Source organism: Chryseobacterium sp. GVT01B (assembly GCF_019970045.1).
Classification (GTDB): Bacteria; Bacteroidota; Bacteroidia; order Flavobacteriales; family Weeksellaceae; genus Chryseobacterium.
Map to the genome: position 1 here is coordinate 97,033 of NZ_JAHXYI010000005.1, position 21,389 is coordinate 118,421.

The following is a 21,389-nucleotide window of genomic DNA, read 5'->3' on the forward strand; positions in this document are numbered from 1 at the left end:
CAACATTTATAAGAATGAAAAAAGCTATTCTCATTATCATTCTGCTGGTTTTTGCAGCTGCAGGATTTTTTGGTTTGAGATTTTATAATAAATATTTAGGAAATAACGTAGAAAAAGACGGTTATGTTCTGATTCCTCACAGAGCCGGTTTTAAACAGATCCTCGATTCTATTGCTCCTTATATTAAAAACAGGGAATCTTTTGAAGCTGTGGCTAAAGAAAAGGGTCTTGATACCAATTTTAAAGCAGGACGTTATCATATCCAGAGCGGAACAGGAAATAAGAACCTTGTTAATATGATTAAAGCTGGGAACCAAACAGCAAACTCTTACAGAATCGGAGATTTTGGAGATATGTATCAGATGATCGGTAAGGTGACCAAAAAAACGGAAATTGATTCGTTACATTTTATCAATGATCTGGATGCTGTGGCACAAGAGAAAGGTTATAAAAATGTTGAAGATTTAAAAAAATATTTCTTCATTGATACTTATAATTTCTTCTGGACCGTAAGCCCAAGAGAATTTTTCGCCAAGTTTGAAAGTCAGTACAATGATTTCTGGACAAGTGAAAGAAAAAACAAAGAACAGCAGTCTGGCCTTACAAGAGATCAGATTTATGCTCTAGCTTCTATTGTTTATAAGGAATCCGGAGGAAAAAAAGATGAAATGAAAACGATTGCTGGATTGTATTTAAACCGTTACAGAAAAGGGATGAAACTTCAGTCTGACCCTACGGTAATCTATGCGATCAATAAGCAGACAAATTTTAAAGAATCTATTAAAAGAGTATTATATAAGCATTTGTCTACACCATCACCTTACAACACTTATGCAAACGCAGGTATTCCTCCGGGACCGATCTGTGTAGTGGATAAGAACTCGATTGATGCTGTTTTAAATGCTGAAAACAACAATTATATATTTATGTGTGCTGATCCGGCAAGGTTTGGATACCATAAGTTTACGGCAAGTGCTGAAGAACATGCTGTAAATGCAAAGGCTTACCAGGACTGGCTCAACTCAAAAAATATAAAATAAGTTTAGAAAGCACCTAAAAATTTATACAGTTAGAAAAACAATAAACAGTCATACTATTTTGAAGATCAAATTGATATGGATATTCAAAACAGTATGGGTTATCCTTTCACGATTTTATACAAAAAAATAACCTATGAAGAATAAGACAGAAATTGTCAATATTTTCACCAGAAAAACTTTAGGACTTACGTTAGTACTTTCAGCGGCGGCGATGGCTTTTGCACAGGAGAAGGCTGGAGTTTCAGGAATCATTGTCAACAAAAAAAATCAACCGGTTCCTTACGCTTCTGTAACTTTCAGCAACAAGACCAACAAAACTTTAAGTGATGCTGTACTGACAGATGAAAAGGGACAGTATAAACTTGAGCTTATACCGGGAGATTATGATATCACAGTAGAGGCAATTGATTACAAAAAAAATGTAGTCAGTAAAAATATCGCAGCAGCAGGCAATATCGGAGCATTATCTTTAGAGCCTGAGGCGGCTACAACCATTGATGGGAAAACAAAAGAAATCCAGGGTGTTGTGATCACCGCTTCAGCAGCGAAACCTTATAAAGTAGAACTTGACAAGAAAACATATGATCCTTCACAGGATATCGTGAGTAAAGGAGGAAATCTTCAGGATGTTCTGACTAATGTTCCTTCAGTTTCTGTAGATACGGACGGAACGGTTTCTATGAGAGGAAGTACCAATGTAAAATTTCTGATTAACGGAAAGCCTTCTGCCCTTCTGGGAATAGATGATGGAGCGAATGCCTTACAAAGTATCCCGGCTGACCAGATTGAAAGAATTGAAGTTATCACCAATCCTTCTTCTAAATTTGAAGCAAGCGGAACTTCCGGTATTCTGAATATCATCCTTAAAAAGAACAAAAAAATCGGATTTAATGGTAGTGTTGTAGGATCTTTAGGATATTTCCCGAGAACATCACTTAATACCAATCTGAGCTGGAGAAAAAATAACTGGACATGGTTTGTAAACGGCGGCGGCGGTTACACGGAAAACAAAACGAAAAATAATTCGGAAACGACATATCACAATATTACTTTTCCTAAGATCCTTCCTAATACGCAGCCAAATGATGTTCTTGTACATCAGCTGCAAAATTCTACCAGTAAAACCTATAATAAAAATTATAATGTAAGTGCCGGTTTTGTGTATGATCTGTCTGACAAAACATCGATCAATGTAACAGGATTGGTAAGAACTTTTGAAGGAGACGGAAATGAACTTCTGCAGACGTATGACAGTTTCCACAGATTTTTCAGAGATCCGTCAGATCCAACTGGAACTGCGGGAACATGGCAATTATTAAACCCTTACGGACAAAGAGAATCTAAAACGATATTTAATAACCTTGCTTTCCAGGGAGATGTAGGGGTAGATCACAAATTTGATGATAACGGTCAGAATTTATCAGTATCATTAAGTTTACAGAGAAACAGAAGCAATAATAATGCAGATATTCTTGAAACCAATGACCTGCTTCCGGATACACAGGATATTACCAGAAGACATTCTGTAAGCAAAACGATTATCGGGAAAGCAGACTACGAATTACCAATAGGAGAACAGTCTAAGATTGAAGCAGGATACAGATTGGATGTGAATGATAATACTTATAATAATTTTGTAAGCAGCACGTCCAATAATCCTTATATCCCGAACTATAATAACGATACGGATTACAGAGAGATCTTCAATGCTTTCTATTTACAGTTTAAAAGTAAAATCGGAGAAAAATTTGCTTATCAGCTTGGTTTAAGAGATGAACTTTCCAATGTAAAGATCAATTACATCAATCAAAATCCTAATGATCCGCAATTAAATAAAACAAAGAACTACAACAATTTATTTCCGAGTGTGTTCTTAAGCTATGATGTTTCTAAAAACAATCAGATTTTGGTTAATTATTCCCGTAGAATAGACAGACCAAGATCTTTCTTCATGGTTCCTTTCCCGAATTACAGCAACAGCCAGAATATTTTTGAAGGAAATATAGATCTTAACCCATCGTATGTAGATTCATTTGAAGTAGGATATAATATTACAAGAAAGAAGTTTACTATTAACCCTACCTTATACTACAGACATGCCACAGATGATACTAAAATGCTAGTTTACAGACCTGATGAAAATCTGGGCGTATTCTATACAAAACCTATCAACCTGGGAAGTGATGACCGTTATGGTTTAGATCTGAACTTTACCTACGATCCTTTTGCATGGTTAAAAATAATGGGTAGTTTAGACATGTTCGGATATAAAACGACCGGAATTGCCTATTATGATGCTCTTGATAAGGATAAGCAGAAGCAAACCCGTAATATGGACTTTACCGGAGATGGTTTCTCTACCAGAGCACGTCTTAATACGACATTCAAGCTTGATAAAACTTTAAGTGTACAACTGCAGGGATTCTATAGAGGAGCTCAGAAATCTGCCAACCAAAATACGGAGGATATGTATGCGCTGAACCTTGGTGCTTCTAAAACGATCTGGAAAGGAGACGGAACAATTTCCTTCAACATTCAGGATATCTTCAATACAAGGAGCAGAGAAGTACTTAGTTTCAATGAGGATTATACCCGAAGAAACTATATGCAGTGGCAGCCAAGACAGTTTTCTATTTCTTTAACCTATAGATTCAAACAGGGTGAAAAAGTAGATCAGCCTAAAAAGAAAAAGGATATCAATTCCAATGCAGCCGGAGACGACCAACAAGGCGGCCCGATGTAATACAACAAAAATCCCGAAAAGTAATTTTCGGGATTTTTTATTTTTCTATTTTACAGTTTCAGCTTTGGAATCTTTTTCTTTTTCAGCTTCATAGATTCTTCTTCTCAGATCACTGGTGGAAAACCTATGGTCTCTTTTGTTGTAAAAGATCTCAATTCCTTTTTCTTCACAGTATGCCTTACCTGTAAAGTCTCTGTCCATATAATCATCCCCAATGATTCTTACATCAATCACAAATGATTTTAAAATATCCAGCAGATCTTCTTCCGTATAATAAGGAATGATCTCATCCACAGCATTTACTGCTTTCAGTTGAATATACCTTTCAACGATAGTCTGACTTGGCTTATTTTTGTTGGGACGATCGTGGGAAGGATCGATCTGAAGTCCAACTATTAAATAATCACATACCGTTTTAGCTTCTTCAAGCATTTTGATGTGGCCAGCGTGTAATAAGTCAAATGAGGAAAATGTAATCCCTATTCTCTGTGTCTTCATATTAATTTTGAATTAAAAACTTCACTGAATTAAATGTTCTATTAAAAAGATAAAAACAAAGATTCAGGGAAGGTGTTTTGTAATTTGTTTATATAATTCGTTCTTTAACTGTTCTTCATATGGTTAGTAAAATTCATAACCACTGAAACTATACATTTCTTGTATTCAAATATTTCTGCCATTCCCAGACCGTTCTTAAAGATTCTTCCAGAGAGGTTTCAGACTTCCAGTTGAGTTCTTTTTTGGCCTTTTCAGGATTGGCATACGCAATAGTGATGTCTCCTTCTCTTCTGGCGCAGATCTGATACGGCACCTCTACGTTATTTGCTTTTTCAAATGCTTTTACCACTTCTAGCACAGATGAACCTTTTCCTGTTCCCAGATTGTAGGTATCAATCACAGCTTCAGATGAAGAGTCTTCCATCAGTTTTTTTAATGCTGCAACGTGTGCTTTCGCCAGGTCAACAACATAAATATAGTCACGAACGGCTGTACCGTCCTCTGTAGCATAATCATCTCCCCAAACATTCAGTTTCTCGCGTACTCCTGAAGCGGTCTGCATCACATAAGGGACCAGGTTATTGGGAACTCCTATCGGCAGTTCTCCAAGTTTTGCAGAAGGATGGGCTCCGATTGGGTTAAAATATCTTAATAACGAAATTTTACGTTGATAGGCATTTGCAAAATCAATCAGGATCTGTTCTCCCATTTGTTTTGTTTTCCCATACACACTTTCAGGTACTTTTAAAGGCGTATTTTCATCAATCGGCATTACATCTGCCTGCCCGTATACTGTACAGGATGAACTGAAAATAAAGTTGGAGATCTCTCTTTCTTTAAATTCCTTAAGAATATTAATCAGTGAGAACAAATTATTCTCATAATAATCCACAGGTTTTATCTGGCTCTCTCCTACTGCTTTAGAAGCTGCAAAGTTAATACAGCCATCGATCTGATGGGCATCAAAAACCTGAGTAAGAAGTTCTTTCCTTCTTAGATCAAAAGGATAAAAAGCCGGCTTTTTACCTGTAATTTCTTCTATATTTTTTAAAATAAACCTTTCCGTATTGGATAAATCATCTACAATAACTACTTCAAAGCCGCTATTGATAAGTTCTACCACCGTATGAGAACCGATATATCCAAGTCCTCCCGTAACAAGTATTGCCATTTTTATTTTTTAATCTTCGTGTTTTCCTATATTTTCTATTTCGTTAACACCTTTATATCTTTTCACTTTAAATAGGTTTACAATCAGTAAACTCAATATCAATACAATTATAAATTTAAAAGTAAAATGTCCTACAATATAATATCCATTTAAAAATCCAAGTAATAAAGGATAACCTAAACTCATTATGGATAAAAACAGACTAAGATTCAGGAACAAAATAGCTTTATCATATTTTTCAACTAAATTGATAAATGCAAATGAATTGATAACTAACGAAATACCAATAAATAATGTTTTCAATAAACTAAAATCATTAAATATTTCAAGAACCAAAAATGCTGATATTATAAAAAGTAATAAGCTGGTGATTACTGCTAAGTAGTATACCAACTTATACTTAAATATCTTTTGTTTCATTATTTCATAAACTCAAGAACAGCATCTGTAATATACTTCAGTTGCTCTTCGTCTAATTCTGTATGCATTGGTAAAGAAATTACCTGATCCAACAGCTTATCTGTATTCACAAAGTCTGCATCATTACTTTCCTGGAAGTATGCTTTCTGCTTTCTTAGTGCTACAGGATAATAGATCATTGCAGGGATTTCTTTTTCCGTTAAAAACTTCTGAAGTTCATTACGTTGTCCGTTCAGGATTCTTAAAGTATACTGGTGGAATACGTGAGTAGAATTTTCAGCTCTTTTTGGAGTCAGAATATTTGGATTTCCATCAAATGCTTCATCGTAAAAATCAGCTGCTCTTTTTCTTGCTTCGTTGTAAGAATCCAGGTGAGGAAGTTTTTTTCTTAAAACCGCAGCCTGAATACTGTCCAGACGGGAGTTTACTCCTACTTCATCATGATAGTATCTTTCGTACATTCCGTGGTTTACAATTCCTCTTAAACGGTGTGCTAATTCATCATTGTTGGTAAAAATCGCTCCACCATCTCCGTAGCATCCAAGGTTTTTTGAAGGAAAGAAAGAAGTTGTTCCTACTGTAGACATTGTTCCTGCCTGTTTTACAGTTCCGTCAGAGAATGTATATTCTGAACCAATTGCCTGAGCGTTGTCTTCAATAACATATAGATTGTGCTCTTCAGCAATTTTCAAAATTTCTTCCATATTGGCACACTGTCCGAAAATATGTACCGGAATAATCGCTTTTGTTCTTGGCGTAATGGCTTTTTTAATCTGTTCTGTAGAAATGGTGAATGTATCATAATCTACATCTACCAATACAGATTTTAGCTTAAGCAGGTGAATTACTTCTACCGTTGCAGCAAAAGTAAAATCAGCTGTGATGATCTCATCTCCTTCTTTCAGATCCAGGGCCATTAAGGCAATCTGTAATGCATCTGTACCATTGGCACATGGAATCACATGTTTTACTTCTAAATAAGACTCCAATTCATTCTGGAAAGACTTTACTTCAGGTCCGTTAATAAACGCTGCAGAGTCCATTACATTCAAAACAGCATTGTCTACATCATTCTTTATTTTGTAATACTGACTTTGCAAGTCAACCATCTGAATTTTTTTCATATAATAAATATTTCTGTAAAAATAAGGAATTTAATATCCTATCAAAAATTTTATTGATTTTGTTTTTATCTTTATACAAAATAATGTTATGAAAAAACTTTTACTCTTTTGTTTCCTAACGGGTTATCTTCATGTATCTGCCCAAACAGAACTTGTTTTTGTTTTCTTTACTGATAAGCCCAACAAAGCTGCATTTTATGCAAATCCGCTTTCCGAACTCAGCCAGAAATCGCTCAACAGACGTACGACGCTGGGAATTCCTCTTAACGATCAGGATGCGCCTATTGAACAGTCTTATCTTCAGAATCTTCAAAATTTAGGATTTACCGTTACCGATTATTCAAAATGGCTTAACGGAGCGGCAGTGAATGCTACTCCTGCTCAAAAAACTTTGCTGCAGGCTCAGTCTTTTGTTTTATCTGTTGAAAGTTTTGCAAGAAACAGTTCAACCACTGTAAAAACTGTGTCCACAAAATGGAAAGATGATGCCAGTCTCAATAAAATACTAACCACCTTTAATTATGGTTCCGGTGCCGGCCAAATTGATCAGGTCAATATCCGCCCTCTTCACCTGGCGGGTTATACCGGAACAGGAATTTCTATAGCAGTCATTGATGCCGGATTCCCAACAGTGAATACGGGAACTGCTTTTTCCAGATTATGGAATGGTAATCATATAAAAGCGGCCTATGATTTCGTCACTAAAACCGGAAACATTTACAATACAACACTCAGTCCGCATGGTTCTGTTGTGTTAGGAGCTATCGGCGGATATCTGGAAAACATATTTGTTGGCGCGGCTCCTGATGCTGATTTCTATCTCTACAGGAGTGAAAATGCCAATGTAGAAGTTCCGGAAGAAGAGCTATACTGGATTGAAGCTGCCGAGGAAGCGGACAGAAAAGGGGTAGAAATTATCACCTCATCACTGGGATACAATGTTTTTGATGAAAGCCGTTACAATTATACGTATGCAGATATGAACGGAAGCACTTCTTTCATTGCCCGTGGAGCGGGTATTGCTGCTGAAAAAGGAATTTTTGTTCTTGCTGCTGCCGGAAATTCAGGGTTGCAGCCATGGCATTATCTGATGACCCCGTCTGATAATGCTAAAGTACTCTCCATCGGTTCTGTAGATTCTGCAGGAAATGCATCCGGATTTTCTTCTTTCGGACCTAATTCTCTTGGAGTGGTAAAACCTGACGGAAGTACTCAGGGAACTGCTACCACCACAGTGTATGATAATGCCACTACAATTGTGAACGGAACTTCTATTTCGACTCCTATCGCTGCAGGAGGTGTGGCATGTCTTATCCAGGCATTCCCTACGATGGACAGGGAGCAGATGAGAACAAAGCTAAGACAAACGGCTTCGCTTTATCCTGGCCATTCAGATCAGATAGGATATGGTATTCTCAACTTCGGAAGCCTGTACAATATGGTTCTGAATACTTCTGAAATGGTAAAAAAAGAAAAGTTTTCCATATTCCCGAATCCTGCTAAAAACATTCTGAATATAGCATCAGAGCAGGAAGTTTTGTCTTTGGAAATCTATGATAACCTGGGAAGACTGATCAGAAAAAGCAGCCATCAGAAATCTATAAAAGTAGAGGATTTTGCAAAGGGAACTTATTATCTGAAAATTCAGATGAAGGATAAGGTTTACTACGAGAAATTCTTAAAGGAATAATTTTTTGTTTCTCGCAGATTACCTAGATTGAGCAGATTTATTACAACATAAACATCTGTGTGATCTGCGTAATCTGCGGGAGATATTCTTTTAACACAGCATACAATATGTTTTGGCTAAAGCCTATGGCTATGGATGGGTCAATAAAAAAGAATGGGCTAAAGCCCATTCCTATTGATATATAGCTGTACAATTTGTACAAAAAACTGATATAAAATAGCTTATGCAGAGTTTCTGCTGGCGTTAATGTTTCCGAATAGTGAACGTGTTACCAGCTTTTCATAAGCTTCTTTATTCCCTTCACCTTTCTGTATTTTCATCAACGCATATTGTTGAATGCTCAATAACGGAAGTACAATCTTTTCGCGGATCTTCACTGATTTTCTTGACAAAGGATCTTCTTCCTGAAGCATTTTAAATCCTGTCAGTTCCAGCATAATATCTCTTGAAAGCTCATATTCCTCAAAAAGAACATTCCAGAATGCACCAAACTTGGGGTTATTTTTAATATAATAAGTCAGAGGGAAATAGGATTTGTTCATACTCATCATAGAGTTCAATACTAAAGTTTTAAAGAAATCTGACCCTTTATACAGCTCTCTTACTTCTTCAAATCTTCCCTGTTCCTTCATCTTTTGCATGGCATATCCAAAACCGAAGAACCCGGGAACATTCTGTTTCAGCTGTGACCATGAACCCACAAACGGAATCGCTCTCAGATCTTCAAATTTCAGTTCGCTTCCGTTTCCTCTTTTTGAAGGACGGCTTCCGATATTTGTTTTTCCGTAATATTCAAGGGTACTCATCTCCTGAAGGTAAGGAACAAACATAGGATGAGCCTTTAAATCTGAATATTTTCCGTAGCTGATATCCGCCAATTCGATGATCAAAGCTCTTTCTTTTTCCGTAAGCTCTTTTTTTGCATTTTTGAATACATCATTTTCAACACCAGCGGTCAGAAGCTGTTCAAAATTGTATTTTGCCTGCTCTTTATTTCCAAAAATACTGGTAATGGTCTGGCCCTGAATGGTAAGTTCAATCTTATTATTGGCAATCGTTTTTCCCTGAGAAGCATAAAAATCGTGGGTTTTTCCACCTCCTCTGGCTGGTGGCCCTCCTCTGCCATCGAAGAATACAACTTTGATATTGTTCTGCTCGGAAAGCTTGGTCAATACTTCTTTTGCTTTATAAATTTCCCAGTTGGCTTTTAAATATCCGCCATCTTTGGTTCCATCAGAAAATCCAAGCATAATGGTCTGCTGGTTCCCTCTTTTTTCAAGATGCTTTTTATAGACAGGATTATGATACAGCTCATTCATCACATTTTCTGCGTTGGCAAGACCTTCCATCGTTTCAAAAAGCGGAACAATATCCATATTGATCTCTTCATCTTTATACCCGCAAATCTTAAAGAATGCATAGACATTCATCACATCTTTCACTGCATCGGAATTGGAAATAATATAACGGTTCATTCCTCTCAGTCCGTTCAGATTCTGAATATCTGTAACCTGTGAAACCGTTAACAATGTATCTTTTACAATATCTTCAAAATCTTCAGGATTTACATTTTCCGAAATCTGAATCAGTTTATTGAATTTCTGTTCGTAATCAGTCTCTTCATTTCCGTATACTTTTGCGTAAACGTCATCAATCACTTTCTGATGAATCCTGCTGTCCTGGCGGATATCCAACGTGGCAAAGTGAGTTCCGAAGATCATCACACGATCCCTGAAATTGGCCAGAAGGTCTAAAAACAAAGCGTTATGTTCATTAACTAATATTTTTTCCGCTTCTGCAGCTTTCTTTAAAATATCTTCAGCTGTAATAGTTTTTCCATCAAAAATGGCAGCATACAACGCTTCACTTAATTGGGTTAAAACTTCAGAAACTCCTCTGAAACTCAATCTTCTTCTGATAAATTTCAAATGGCTGTAATAGGACTTCAGAATGGCTGAACGAAGTTCTTCTGCTACTCTTTTCGTTACCTCTGCTGTTACAAACGGATTTCCGTCTCTGTCTCCTCCAGGCCAGAATCCAAGCTGGATAATATCTTCATGAAGGTGAAAATGTCCGTTTCCGAATGTCTTTTTGATCTTCGTAAACAATTCGCCAATGGTATCGTAATACACATATCTAAGGTATGAAATGATGCTTAAAGCTTCATCTATAGGAGTAGGTTTCTCTTTGTTGACAAAAGGAGTCTTCCCTAATTGCTGCAGAAGCATATCAATTTGAGTAACGGAATCACTGGTAATAGCTCCTCTTAAATCCTGAATGATCCTTTGTACTGAGCTTGGATAAAACTGAGTGGGATGCGCCGTAAATACAACCTTTACGCTAAAATCTTTTAATTTTTCGCGTACTTTTTCAATTTTATGATCCTGAAAAGAACGTTCAAAGAGATTGGTTACGGTTCCGCTGTCACTTTCAGAGTGAAGATTGGGAAAAGCAGCATCTTCAATACTGTCAAATAAGACTACCTGTCTTTCTATATACTGAATGATCTTAAAAAGCAGTTCGAGTTTCTGCTCCTCGGTCTGAAGATCGGTATGGTTTTTAAAAAATTCTTCGACGATATTTTCGGGAGTTTTTCCTGCTTCATAGCCAGTTTTGCTTTCCTCATAAAGAAACGGAAGCAGCATTCCGATATTCGTCATTTTATCATAGGGCAGGCTCATAAATAATGAATTGTAGATCTGGAACTTATTTTCCACGATCTGCCTGAATTTTTCTGCGCGTTGGTCGTGTATCATAATAACAAATGTAAGTGATTTTGGAATGAGTTGGGTTGACAAATGACAAAAAATTAAAGGAGGAAAAGCAAAAAATTATATTAATTTTTATTCAGGAATTACTTAGTTTTGAAAGCTATTTAAACGAACCATGATTAAATTCAATTTCAACGCCAATGTAAATATTAAAACCAACGGAACCCAGCTTGACAAAAAGGGACTGAAAACTATTTTAATCATATTTGGAGTGTTTATGCTGGTCTTTGTTTTTTCAGCAATAGCTTTTAGCTCTTTTGTGTTTGGCAGTATGGAATCAATGCAGAAAAGAGTTGATGAGTACAATAAGCAGATAGATGTCATTCACTCATTACCTGTTCTTAAATGCACCGTTTATACAGACCAAACGATCTCAGCTCCTCTATCAGGAAAAGATGCGGCATTCTATCTGCTGCGCGTGGGTACCGTTAAACAAAACAAACGATCTAAAGGGATTTACGAAAAATTCGATTACGTTATGGCAGCAGGCTATCCCAAAGGAGCTCAACTTTTAATCAATGGGCAACTATATCCTATTGATTTTAATAGCTGCATCATAAAAAATCCAGACCAAAGAAATATACCGTTTGTCTACGAAACTTATACAACCAGCGATAGAACACCGTACTATCTGCAAGATTATAAACCCAGAGGAACTCAAAAAATTTCTTTATTAAAAGATCAGCATCCCTGGATTCAGTCTTTTTTTGAACCTGGCGGATTAAACAATCTTCTTGTCAATGAATATATTTTCAAGAATGGTGATTCTGTTTATATCAAAGGAAAAATTGAGAATAACAGAATTGTTCCGTTTGTGGAACATATGCTCGACTAATTCTTTGAGATATGTGTAAGAGTCTGTTTAATATAATTTTCATTAATTTTACTCATATAACATCCATAATCCATGAAAATATTTACTTTTTTACTCTTAGCAATTCTGTTTATCTCTTGTGAAAAAGATTGTTATAATCCACCGTTACCCATTATCTTTGAGTTCGTAAATTCCAATAATGAAAATCTTATTGCTAACGGAACATTGACCACCTATTCGGTACAGGATGAAAATAATGTTAATGTACAATTAACCAAAACATCAGACAACAAGGTTATTGTAGAAAATGTAGGTGCTTATAACGGAACAAAAAATTATAAATTTTATTCTAATATTAAAAACCTTGATTTTGCAATACAGTCATCGGAGTTTAAAGGTGCTTGTGATGGGTATCAAATCAATAAACTGACTTTTACGGGCATCAATATTGATGTAACTGATGAAAAAGGATATTATAAAATTGTATTGGAATAATTCTCTTTACATTTGCACAAAAGTACTTTCTCTATGAAGTTCATCATCACTTTTTCCCTGATCTTTTCCAATCTGCTTTTTGGCCAGATCAAGGTTCCTGATGATTATAAAAAAATTCCTGATATCCTTGATACGGTAGATTATCTCTATCCTTTCGTTATTCCTGATAAAGATTATGCCTACTGGCGTGTACTCAGCAATGACACTGATTATGAAAAAGCAGTGATCTATGAAAGCCAGGCTCCCGATTTTATGACAATCAACGAGCCCGTTCCGGAAAGAGGTTTTTTCCAGAAATGTATGGGCAACAACTGCTTTTCATACATCCTTGCATGCAAAAATGAAAGATCTGTTTATTTCTCAAATGAACAGCAGTTAAGAGATTTTATCGGAACTGTGGACAATCTTCCGGAAGCTATTTTGCTGGCAAAAACTTATGGTTATTCAGTTGATACAAGTCACCGTTTTACCGGAGCTTATAAAATTGAGGACCGCCATATCTCTATGTATCTTATGCAGTCTAAAGGCTGTCCGGTTGTGAAAGAATCTTTTTTGGTTAAAATCAATAGAAAAACCGGAAAATTGGAAGCGAAAAGTAATGGAATCTATGCAAAGGATGAAAACTGTTCTGCTTTATAATTTTTTGGGAAAACGCCAAGGCGCAAAACAGCTTTATATAATTCATGTTTTAAGACGCAAGGATTTTATCTGCGATAAAATTGATAATCTCATATTTTAAACCATTAAGATTTTAAAGCTTATAAGAGTAGTTAAGGGAAATAGCTGAAGCTATTTTTTATCGATGTGCTTCATTTTCAATCAAAGATGATCTTAACTCTATTATTGCCTTCATTAATCTTAATGGTTTAATTTCTTATATATTAACAGCTCCCTGTCCTGATGCAATCAGGTAAGCTTCCTTCAGAGTTTCGGAATAGGTTGGATGGGCATAGGAAATCCGGAACATGTCTTCTGCTGTTACTTCATATTCCTGAGCAATAACACCCTGAGCGATCAAATCTGCTGCCCTTGCCCCAATGATGTGAACTCCCAGCACTTCTCCGTATTTCGGATCTACCAGTACTTTTGCAAAACCTTCCATATCCATTGAAGCCCGGGCCCTTGCGCTGGCAGAAAACGGAAATTTTCCAACATTGTAAGCGATGTTATTTTTTTTCAGATATTCTTCGGTATATCCTACTGAAGCTACTTCAGGCCACGTATACACCACAGAAGGAATTCTGTTGTAATGAATGTGGCGTTTTTGTCCGTTAATGGTTTCTGCTACAAAGACACCTTCTTCTTCCGCTTTATGAGCCAGCATTGCCCCACCGATAACATCGCCAATTGCATAGATATTTGAAGCTGATGTCCGGCTATTTTCATCCACTTTAATAAATCCTCTCTCGTCAAGCTTTACATCCGTATTTTCAAGACCAAGACCTTTTACATAAGGACTTCTGCCTACCGCAACCAAAATATAGTCCACCTCCAACTCTCCTTCTGCTCCATTTTTATCTTTAAAAAATACTTTAGCTTTAGAACCCGCATTCTCAGTTCTATAAACAGCCTGATTAAGACGGATATCAATTCCTTCTTTTTTCAGGATTTTCTGAAGATTTTTTCCCAGTTCATGATCCATCGCGGCAATAAGATGATCAGCATATTCCAGAATGGTGACTTTCGTTCCGATACGGTTAAAAATAGAAGCCATTTCTACCCCAATTACCCCACCGCCAATAATCACCATCGATTCCGGTTTTTCCTGTAAAGACAATGCTTCTGTAGAAGTAATGATTCTTTTTTTATCAATTTCCACTCCCGAAATACTTGATGGTTTTGATCCTGTCGCTATGATATAATGCTGCGCTGTAATTTCTTTTGTTTCAGATCCGTTTATAATTTTCACAGTAGAATTATTAATAAAACCTGCCGTTCCTTTCAGGCGGGTAATTTTATTTTTATTCATTAAAAAATCGAGACCTCCGGTATTTTTTGAAACTACCTCCGCTTTTCTCCTGTACATTTGCTGGAAATCAAGTTCAATCTTGTCCAGTTTTATTCCGTGTTCACTGAATTGATGGTGTGCCTCTGCATAATGATGGGTACTGTCCAGTAAAGCTTTAGTTGGAATACATCCTACATTGGTACATGTTCCTCCCAGTGTATCATACTTTTCTATAATTACAGTTTTATATCCCAGCTGTGCACTTCTTATAGCAGCCACATATCCTCCGGGTCCTGAGCCGATTACGGCAATGTCATAATGATCCATTTGATTTATTAATTTTTTATGATTAAATTTACTTGCAAAATAAAAGCAAAATTAAAACAAACACTTTCATTCTGCAAGTATTATTTCAAAATTAACAATATGAGTAAAAAAAGATCAGATTGTCCTATCAGTTGCTCGCTGGAAATATGGGGTGATAAATGGTCCCTGCTAATCATAAGAGATCTTATGCTGAAAAAGGAATGTACTTATGGAGACTTCCTGAAAGCAGATGAAAAAATTGCCACCAATATTCTGGCTTCCAGACTTCAAAATCTTCTGGATAATGGGATTATTGATAAAAAAGACCATCCGGACAGCAGGTTAAAAATTCTTTATTTTCTGACTCAGAAGGGTATTGATCTTATCCCGGTAATCGTTGAAATCAATCTTTGGGGAGACCAATACCTCACGATTCCCGATGACCGGAAAAAACTACTGGAAGAGATTAAAAAGGATAAGGAAGATTTTATCAGAAGAGCTAAAGCCTATCTTTCATCTGAAGTTTAGCATGCTTCATAGAGCCATAGCTTTCATAAAATATAATAATAGCAATTTTAAAATTTCGTTAACTCAATTTTCCTTTTCCATTCCGTAAATTTGGGTAAAATAAATTTAGAACAATGCTTAATTTCGAGTTTAAAAATCCAACAAAAATACTTTTCGGGAAAGGTGAAATTGCTAAAATTTCCAAAGAAATTCCTAAAGATGCCAAAATATTAATGATTTACGGAGGCGGAAGCATCAAAAATAATGGTGTTTACGATCAGGTAAAAGAGGCTTTAAAAGATCATGAAGTATATGAATTTGGCGGAGTTCCAGCCAATCCTGAATATGAAGTCTTAATCAATGCTTTAAGTTTTATTAAAGAAAAAAACATTACCTATCTTCTTGCTGTTGGTGGCGGATCTGTAATTGACGGAACAAAATTTATCTCTGCAGCAGCTAATTATGATGGTGAGCCATGGGATATCCTTAGAAATTCGGTAAGAACTTTTGAAGGACAAGGAATGCCGTTCGGAAGTATTTTAACGCTTCCTGCAACCGGTTCTGAAATGAATTCAGGGTATGTTATTTCAAGAAGGGAAACCAATGAGAAATTATCTTCAGGAGGCCCCGGACTTTTCCCACAGTTTTCTGTTTTGGATCCGGAAGTAGTCAGATCAATTCCAAAAAACCAGATTGTGAACGGAATTACAGATGCCTACACTCACGTGTTGGAACAATACATGACTGCACCTTCTTCTGCTGACCTTCAGGAAAGAATTGCTGAAAGCATCCTGATCAGTCTTCAGGAAACCGCTCCTAAAGTATTGGCTGATGATTTCAACTATGATGCTGCCGGAAACTTTATGTGGTGCTGTACAATGGCTCTGAACGGACTGATCCAGAAAGGAGTGATTACAGACTGGGCAGTACATGCTATGGGTCATGAGCTGACGGCTTATTTCGGTATTGATCACGCAAGAACACTGGCAATTATCGCTCCATCCCACTACCGTTATAATTTTGATGACAAGAAAGGAAAACTGGCACAATATGCAGAGAGAGTCTGGGGAATAAAAGACGGAAGTGTAGAAGAAAAAGCAGAACTGGGTATCAGAAAAATGGAAGAATTCTTCCACAGCCTTCATATCAAAACCAAACTTTCTGAGTACACAGAAGACTTTAAAGGAACCGCTGAAAAAGTTGAAAAAGCCTTTACAGACAGAAAATGGCTAGGTCTTGGAGAATATAAAAAACTAACTCCGCAGGATGCTTATAAGATTGTAGAGATGAGCTACTAAAAATTCAAAGTTCAAAATTTAAGGTGTAAAGTTTGCTGAACCTTCTAAGTTTTGACTGAAGCTAAAGTAGCAATTTATTTATAGGAAGCGGGTTTTAGCCCGCTTCTTTTATTTTAGATGATATCGACAATCAATTTTTTATGTTTAACGGTTTTATACGCTTGAAAATACTGATTACGCTATCCAAATTATTCAATTTACAAACATTCGTTTAAAAAATCATTATTTCATTATAAATATTTCAAATTTATTTATATTTTAGCATATTCTTAAAATTTGTGAAAATGAAAAAACAGCTACTTTTATTTACCTTTTCTGCCCTGGCGCTTACTTCTTGTAAAGATGACAATCTTGAAGCTTACGAAATGGATATCATGAAGGGAGATTGGAAGGAAGTTAAAAGGGAAATAATTTCCGGAAAAGATAATAAAACAGTGCTTCAATCTTATCCAAACACCGGATGTGCAGCTAAAAATACTCTTTTCTTCAGAACAGATTATTATGTGAGTTATACAGCATTTACAGGAGTAGGTGCAGACTGTCAAATGGATCAAAAAAGCGAGGGAAGGTATACTTATGATGCTGACTCAAAAGTTTTGGGAATTAAGCTTGGTGATGAAGAAGCATCGGCAAACTACAGGGTAGATGTCCTGACGGGTAAAGAACTTAGACTTGCCCAGCAGTTCGGAAATTTTGATCTGGATGGAGACAAAATTCCTGAAGTTACTTATGTTACTTACAAAAGATAAATCATAAAACTCCCGTTAACCGGGAGTTTTTTATTACTTTTATATCTAATTTAAAACTGAATATAATGAAGAAGATTCTATCAGCATTTCTATTGCTGTATTTTGCTATTGCCTTTTCTCAGGAGAAAAAACCAATGTTCTGGCAGGACATCCAGGAATTCAAAAAACAGGATCAGCAAAACCCGCCGCCAAAGGATGCGATTTTATTTCTGGGAAGTTCATCATTCACAAAATGGACTGATATCGCAGATTATTTTCCTGATAAAAAAATCATCAACAGAGGATTCGGAGGATCCAGACTTACAGACCTTAATGATTTTTCGGAGGACCTTTTAGCTCCTTATCAACCTAAACAGATCATTATTTATTGTGGTGAAAATGATTTTGCAGACAATCATCAGTTAAAAGCAAAAGTAGTTGTTGACAGATATAAAGCTTTTTATAAAAAAATACGTGAAAGATTTCCTAATATTGAAGTTGATTATATCTCTATCAAATACTCGCCAAGCAGAGAAGTGATCTGGCCGCAGATGAAAATTGCCAACAAAAAGATTGCTGCATTTATGAAAAAAGAACCCAATGCTGAATTTATTGATGTGACTAAAGCCATGGAAGATGCTAATGGAAATGTAAGAAAAGATATTTTTGTGGAAGATATGCTTCATTTTAAGCCGGAGGGATATAAAATCTGGACCAAAGTGATCACTCCTTATCTGAAATAAACTATAACCCATGATAAAAAAAACAATAACCATTTTATTTTCCGTTTTATTGTATTCTCTTTCATTTTCTCAGGAGAAGCCTAATGAAAAAGTTCTTCAGGAACTCTCAGAAAACGCGTGTAAATGTGCTGATTCTATTGCCCTGTCTAACAGAAAGAAAGAAGATATCATCAAAGATGTTCACGGATGTATTGACAAATACACAGGAGCGCTTCAAATATCTACTCTTTTGCAAGGAGCAGAAAAAGCATCTAAGGGAAATGAAAAAAAAGAGATTAACCTGACTTTTAATACAAATAAGAATTCACAGCAGTACAAAGACAGCTACAATGAACTTGAACGCTATCTGATGCAAAATTGCGAGAGTGTGCAAAGAGCAACCAAAACTATTGAAACCAGTTACGATAAGTTCTCAAAAAATGATACAGCAATTGACTTCTATGAGAAAGCCGCTGATGCGGGAAAAGCGGAAAACTGGAAGGAAGCTATTCAAAATTATGAACAAGCGGTAAAAGCTGACCCTAAATTTATTTATGCGTGGGATAATCTGGGAATCACCTATAGAAGAGTCGGAGAATATGATAAAGCTCTTAATGCTTATAGACAATCATTAGCTGCTGATCCGAAAGGTAAAATGCCTTTACAGAATATAGCAATCACGTATGTTTATAAAAAGGAATATCAGAAAGCTATTGATGCATACAACGATTTTGACAAAGTATATCCAGGTGATCCGGAAGTTTATTATGGAATGGGACAGGTCTACTTTACTCATCTGAAAAATAATGAGAAAGGTCTTGATAATATTTGTAAAGCATACAGGATTTATTCTGAACAAAAATCACCGTACCGATCTGATGCTGAAAAAATGATAGGATACATTTACAAGAGCATGAAAGATGAAGGTAAAACAGGTAAGTTTAAAGAGATCTTAAAAAACAACAACATCCAATTCGATTAAAAATAAAAAACGATTCCTGATAATGGAATCGTTTTTCTATTTTATTTCTTTCTTTTCGATTTCGATATTGCTTTCTGCTGAGCTCTGTTGGCTCCAAACTTCTTAGGTGCCTTTCTTTTGGAAGGTCCTCCCCAGTTTTCTTTTGTATTTTTAGCTTTCTTATCATGGAATGCTCCTCCTCCATCATTCAGTTTTACCTGTGCAGGATTTTTCATTACCACCTGATCTTCTTCAGCCGCGATCTTTTTAGGATTGATTTTAACTCCTTCCGGGAATTCATTAAATTTCAATTCTTTATCCATCAATAGCTCAATATCAAGAATCAAAGGTTCTTCTTTTTTAGTGACAAACGTAACCGCCTTTCCTTCTTTGTCTGCCCTACCTGTTCTACCGATTCTGTGAATGTACTGTTCAGGAATATCCGGTGTTTCAAAGTTGATAACATGGGTAACATTTGAAATATCAAGACCTCTTGCCATTACATCCGTAGTAATCAGACCTCTCACCTCTTCATTCTCAAAGCTTTTCATCGCCTTAAGTCTGTAATTCTGAGATTTGTTAGAGTGAATCACGTCAAACTGTCCAGGGAAAAGCTCATCAATTTTAGTAAAGAGCAGATCGGCATGTCTTTTATTATTGTTAAAAATCAATACTTTAGACATATCAGTTTCGTTCTTCAGCAAATACTCAAGTAAGTTGATCTTGGTATTGAAGTTTTCTACTTTATAGGCAGTCTGCTCAATTTTTTCAAGAGGTGTTCCTGATTTTGCCAATGAAATTTCAATCGGGCTTGCAAAGTACACATCCAGCATTTCATCTACCGCTTCCGTCATGGTTGCAGAGAAAAGGATGTTCTGTCTCTTTGGTTTCATCATTTCAAAAATGTGAGTAAGCTGCGGTCTGAAACCTAAATTAAGCATCTCATCAAATTCATCAATGATTAATTTCTGAACTTCTTTAAGAGAAATAGCGTTGTCTATGGAAAGGTCCATCACTCTTCCCGGTGTTCCTACCAAAATATCACAACCATCGTTGAACAATAGTTTTTGGGTATTGATATTTTTCCCTCCGTATATTCCGATTACTCTTGCAGTAATATTTTCTGTCAGTTTCTCAAGGATTTCAGTTACCTGTACTACCAATTCTCTTGTAGGAACAAGCACCAAAACAGTTGGATTTCCTGTCTTGCTGTATTTCCATGTTTTCAGAACGGGTAAAAGATAAGCCAATGTTTTTCCGGTTCCGGTCTGTGCGATTCCCATTACATCTCTTCCTGAAAGAATAGGTTTCAAGCTCTTCTCCTGGATGGGTGTAGGTTCAAATAATTCCAAATCCGCTAAAACATCAAGAATTTTAACCGGCAGGTCAAAATCTGCAAAAGTGAGTTTTTCCATTTTGCAAAGATAGGTATTTAATTACAAGTTAAAAATTAGGGGTTGCAGATATTAGGCAACAGGTTGCAGGGACTCGTTATTAAAAGTGATTCACTGATTATATTTAATTAACCCAAAGAACATTTATAACAATACGTTAAACCAGCAACAAAAAACAACCAGCAACAAATTAATTTCCTAATTCACTTTTACACTATTGACCTTAATTTTAATGTCATCATCTTCCCATTTGCTGGAGGTAACGATAACGTATCCTTTCTTTTTGGGATCTTTTTTGATCGGAAATTTGTCTTCTTCCCACTGATTGCAATGCGTTGAAATAGATGGTAATAATGGCTTCCAGCCGGTTTTACTTAAAGTATATACATAGAATGGATGCCAGCAGCTGGTACACCAATTCGGATAAAAGCCGATTTCTTCTTTCCCGTCACCATTAAGATCTCCCAGATTATACAGGCTTCCCTGATTGGCTGGTGAAATCGTGATAGGCTTTATGTTTTTATCACTGAAATAAATAGTTGTTTCACATTTTCCTTCACATTCGTCACCACAGTCGCTGACTTTTGTGTAGGCATATTCTTTGGTTCCGTTTCCGTCAAAATCTCCCTGAATATTCTCTCCATTGGTTTCCTGAGCCATACCATATGAGCTGAATAAGGTGATTGCGGTTATAATAAGTGTTTTCATTGTGGGTTTTTGGTTTTTAGTTGCGGGGTTTCGGATTGCGAGATTCGGGTT

At 36.2% G+C, this 21,389-nt stretch carries 19 protein-coding genes; 11 read left to right on the forward strand and 8 right to left on the reverse strand.

Annotation, left to right across the window (positions count from 1 at the left end; genetic code table 11):
* The first annotated feature begins 14 nt into the window (after positions 1-14).
* Both mltG and LC457_RS12865 read left to right on the forward strand, forming a co-directional pair.
* Positions 15-1,040 carry an endolytic transglycosylase MltG gene (mltG, locus tag LC457_RS12860; protein ID WP_223600213.1) on the forward strand — a complete coding sequence of 342 codons (1,026 nt, stop codon included), beginning with the start codon at positions 15-17 and terminating at the stop codon, positions 1,038-1,040.
* 133 nt (positions 1,041-1,173) lie between these two features.
* A complete protein-coding gene (locus LC457_RS12865) occupies positions 1,174-3,783 on the forward strand; it encodes a TonB-dependent receptor domain-containing protein (RefSeq protein ID WP_223600215.1) in 2,610 nt (869 codons plus the stop codon).
* Positions 3,784-3,828: 45 nt separating this feature from the next.
* On the opposite strand, the gene LC457_RS12870 is transcribed toward LC457_RS12865, so the two are convergent.
* The 4 genes from LC457_RS12870 to LC457_RS12885 form a co-directional block, all read right to left on the reverse strand.
* The gene (locus tag LC457_RS12870) at positions 3,829-4,281 is read right to left on the reverse strand and encodes an adenylyltransferase/cytidyltransferase family protein (RefSeq protein ID WP_223600217.1); all 453 of its coding nucleotides are present in this window, start codon (positions 4,279-4,281) and stop codon (positions 3,829-3,831) included.
* A gap of 148 nt (positions 4,282-4,429) precedes the next feature.
* The gene (gene galE, locus LC457_RS12875) at positions 4,430-5,452 is read right to left on the reverse strand and encodes a UDP-glucose 4-epimerase GalE (RefSeq protein ID WP_223600218.1); all 1,023 of its coding nucleotides are present in this window, start codon (positions 5,450-5,452) and stop codon (positions 4,430-4,432) included.
* Between the two features lie 9 nt (positions 5,453-5,461).
* Positions 5,462-5,872 carry a hypothetical protein gene (locus LC457_RS12880; RefSeq protein ID WP_223600220.1) on the reverse strand — a complete coding sequence of 137 codons (411 nt, stop codon included), beginning with the start codon at positions 5,870-5,872 and terminating at the stop codon, positions 5,462-5,464.
* Positions 5,872-6,996, reverse strand: a complete 1,125-nt coding sequence (locus LC457_RS12885; RefSeq protein WP_223600222.1) for a DegT/DnrJ/EryC1/StrS aminotransferase family protein — start codon at positions 6,994-6,996, stop codon at positions 5,872-5,874. The genes LC457_RS12880 and LC457_RS12885 overlap by 1 nt, the downstream gene beginning before the upstream one ends.
* A gap of 88 nt (positions 6,997-7,084) precedes the next feature.
* Between LC457_RS12885 and LC457_RS12890 the strand changes: the two genes are divergently transcribed.
* Positions 7,085-8,686, forward strand: coding sequence for a S8/S53 family peptidase (locus LC457_RS12890; protein ID WP_223600224.1), 1,602 nt, complete (start codon positions 7,085-7,087; stop codon positions 8,684-8,686).
* A gap of 221 nt (positions 8,687-8,907) precedes the next feature.
* Here the strand turns inward: LC457_RS12890 and LC457_RS12895 are convergent, their stop codons facing one another.
* Complete coding sequence (locus LC457_RS12895; RefSeq protein ID WP_223600225.1) at positions 8,908-11,442, reverse strand: phosphoenolpyruvate carboxylase; 2,535 nt, start codon at positions 11,440-11,442, stop codon at positions 8,908-8,910.
* Positions 11,443-11,572: 130 nt separating this feature from the next.
* On the opposite strand from LC457_RS12895, the gene LC457_RS12900 reads away from it, so the two are divergent.
* The 3 genes from LC457_RS12900 (at position 11,573) to LC457_RS12910 (ending at position 13,405) form a co-directional block, all read left to right on the forward strand.
* A complete protein-coding gene (locus LC457_RS12900; RefSeq protein WP_223600226.1) occupies positions 11,573-12,292 on the forward strand; it encodes a hypothetical protein in 720 nt (239 codons plus the stop codon).
* A gap of 72 nt (positions 12,293-12,364) precedes the next feature.
* Complete coding sequence (locus LC457_RS12905; RefSeq protein ID WP_223600227.1) at positions 12,365-12,766, forward strand: hypothetical protein; 402 nt, start codon at positions 12,365-12,367, stop codon at positions 12,764-12,766.
* A gap of 33 nt (positions 12,767-12,799) precedes the next feature.
* A complete protein-coding gene (locus tag LC457_RS12910; protein ID WP_223600228.1) occupies positions 12,800-13,405 on the forward strand; it encodes a hypothetical protein in 606 nt (201 codons plus the stop codon).
* A gap of 235 nt (positions 13,406-13,640) precedes the next feature.
* On the opposite strand, the gene lpdA is transcribed toward LC457_RS12910, so the two are convergent.
* Positions 13,641-15,041, reverse strand: coding sequence for a dihydrolipoyl dehydrogenase (gene lpdA / locus LC457_RS12915; protein WP_223600230.1), 1,401 nt, complete (start codon positions 15,039-15,041; stop codon positions 13,641-13,643).
* Positions 15,042-15,140: 99 nt separating this feature from the next.
* Between lpdA and LC457_RS12920 the strand changes: the two genes are divergently transcribed.
* The 5 genes from LC457_RS12920 to LC457_RS12940 all read left to right on the forward strand — a co-directional run bounded on the left by LC457_RS12920 (position 15,141) and on the right by LC457_RS12940 (position 19,257).
* A complete protein-coding gene (locus LC457_RS12920) occupies positions 15,141-15,548 on the forward strand; it encodes a helix-turn-helix domain-containing protein (protein ID WP_223600232.1) in 408 nt (135 codons plus the stop codon).
* A 113-nt stretch (positions 15,549-15,661) separates the two neighbouring features.
* On the forward strand, positions 15,662-16,825 hold the full coding sequence (locus LC457_RS12925) for an iron-containing alcohol dehydrogenase (protein WP_047423365.1): 1,164 nt from the start codon (positions 15,662-15,664) through the stop codon (positions 16,823-16,825).
* A 284-nt stretch (positions 16,826-17,109) separates the two neighbouring features.
* Entirely contained in the window at positions 17,110-17,574 is a 465-nt protein-coding gene (locus tag LC457_RS12930; RefSeq protein WP_223600234.1) for a lipocalin family protein, read from the forward strand.
* Between the two features lie 65 nt (positions 17,575-17,639).
* The gene (locus LC457_RS12935; RefSeq protein ID WP_047423368.1) at positions 17,640-18,296 is read left to right on the forward strand and encodes a GDSL-type esterase/lipase family protein; all 657 of its coding nucleotides are present in this window, start codon (positions 17,640-17,642) and stop codon (positions 18,294-18,296) included.
* 10 nt (positions 18,297-18,306) lie between these two features.
* On the forward strand, positions 18,307-19,257 hold the full coding sequence (locus LC457_RS12940) for a tetratricopeptide repeat protein (RefSeq protein WP_223600236.1): 951 nt from the start codon (positions 18,307-18,309) through the stop codon (positions 19,255-19,257).
* 41 nt (positions 19,258-19,298) lie between these two features.
* On the opposite strand, the gene LC457_RS12945 is transcribed toward LC457_RS12940, so the two are convergent.
* Positions 19,299-20,651 carry a DEAD/DEAH box helicase gene (locus LC457_RS12945; RefSeq protein ID WP_223600238.1) on the reverse strand — a complete coding sequence of 451 codons (1,353 nt, stop codon included), beginning with the start codon at positions 20,649-20,651 and terminating at the stop codon, positions 19,299-19,301.
* Positions 20,652-20,828: 177 nt separating this feature from the next.
* Positions 20,829-21,338 carry a hypothetical protein gene (locus LC457_RS12950; RefSeq protein ID WP_223600240.1) on the reverse strand — a complete coding sequence of 170 codons (510 nt, stop codon included), beginning with the start codon at positions 21,336-21,338 and terminating at the stop codon, positions 20,829-20,831.
* Between the last annotated feature and the right edge of the window lie 51 nt (positions 21,339-21,389).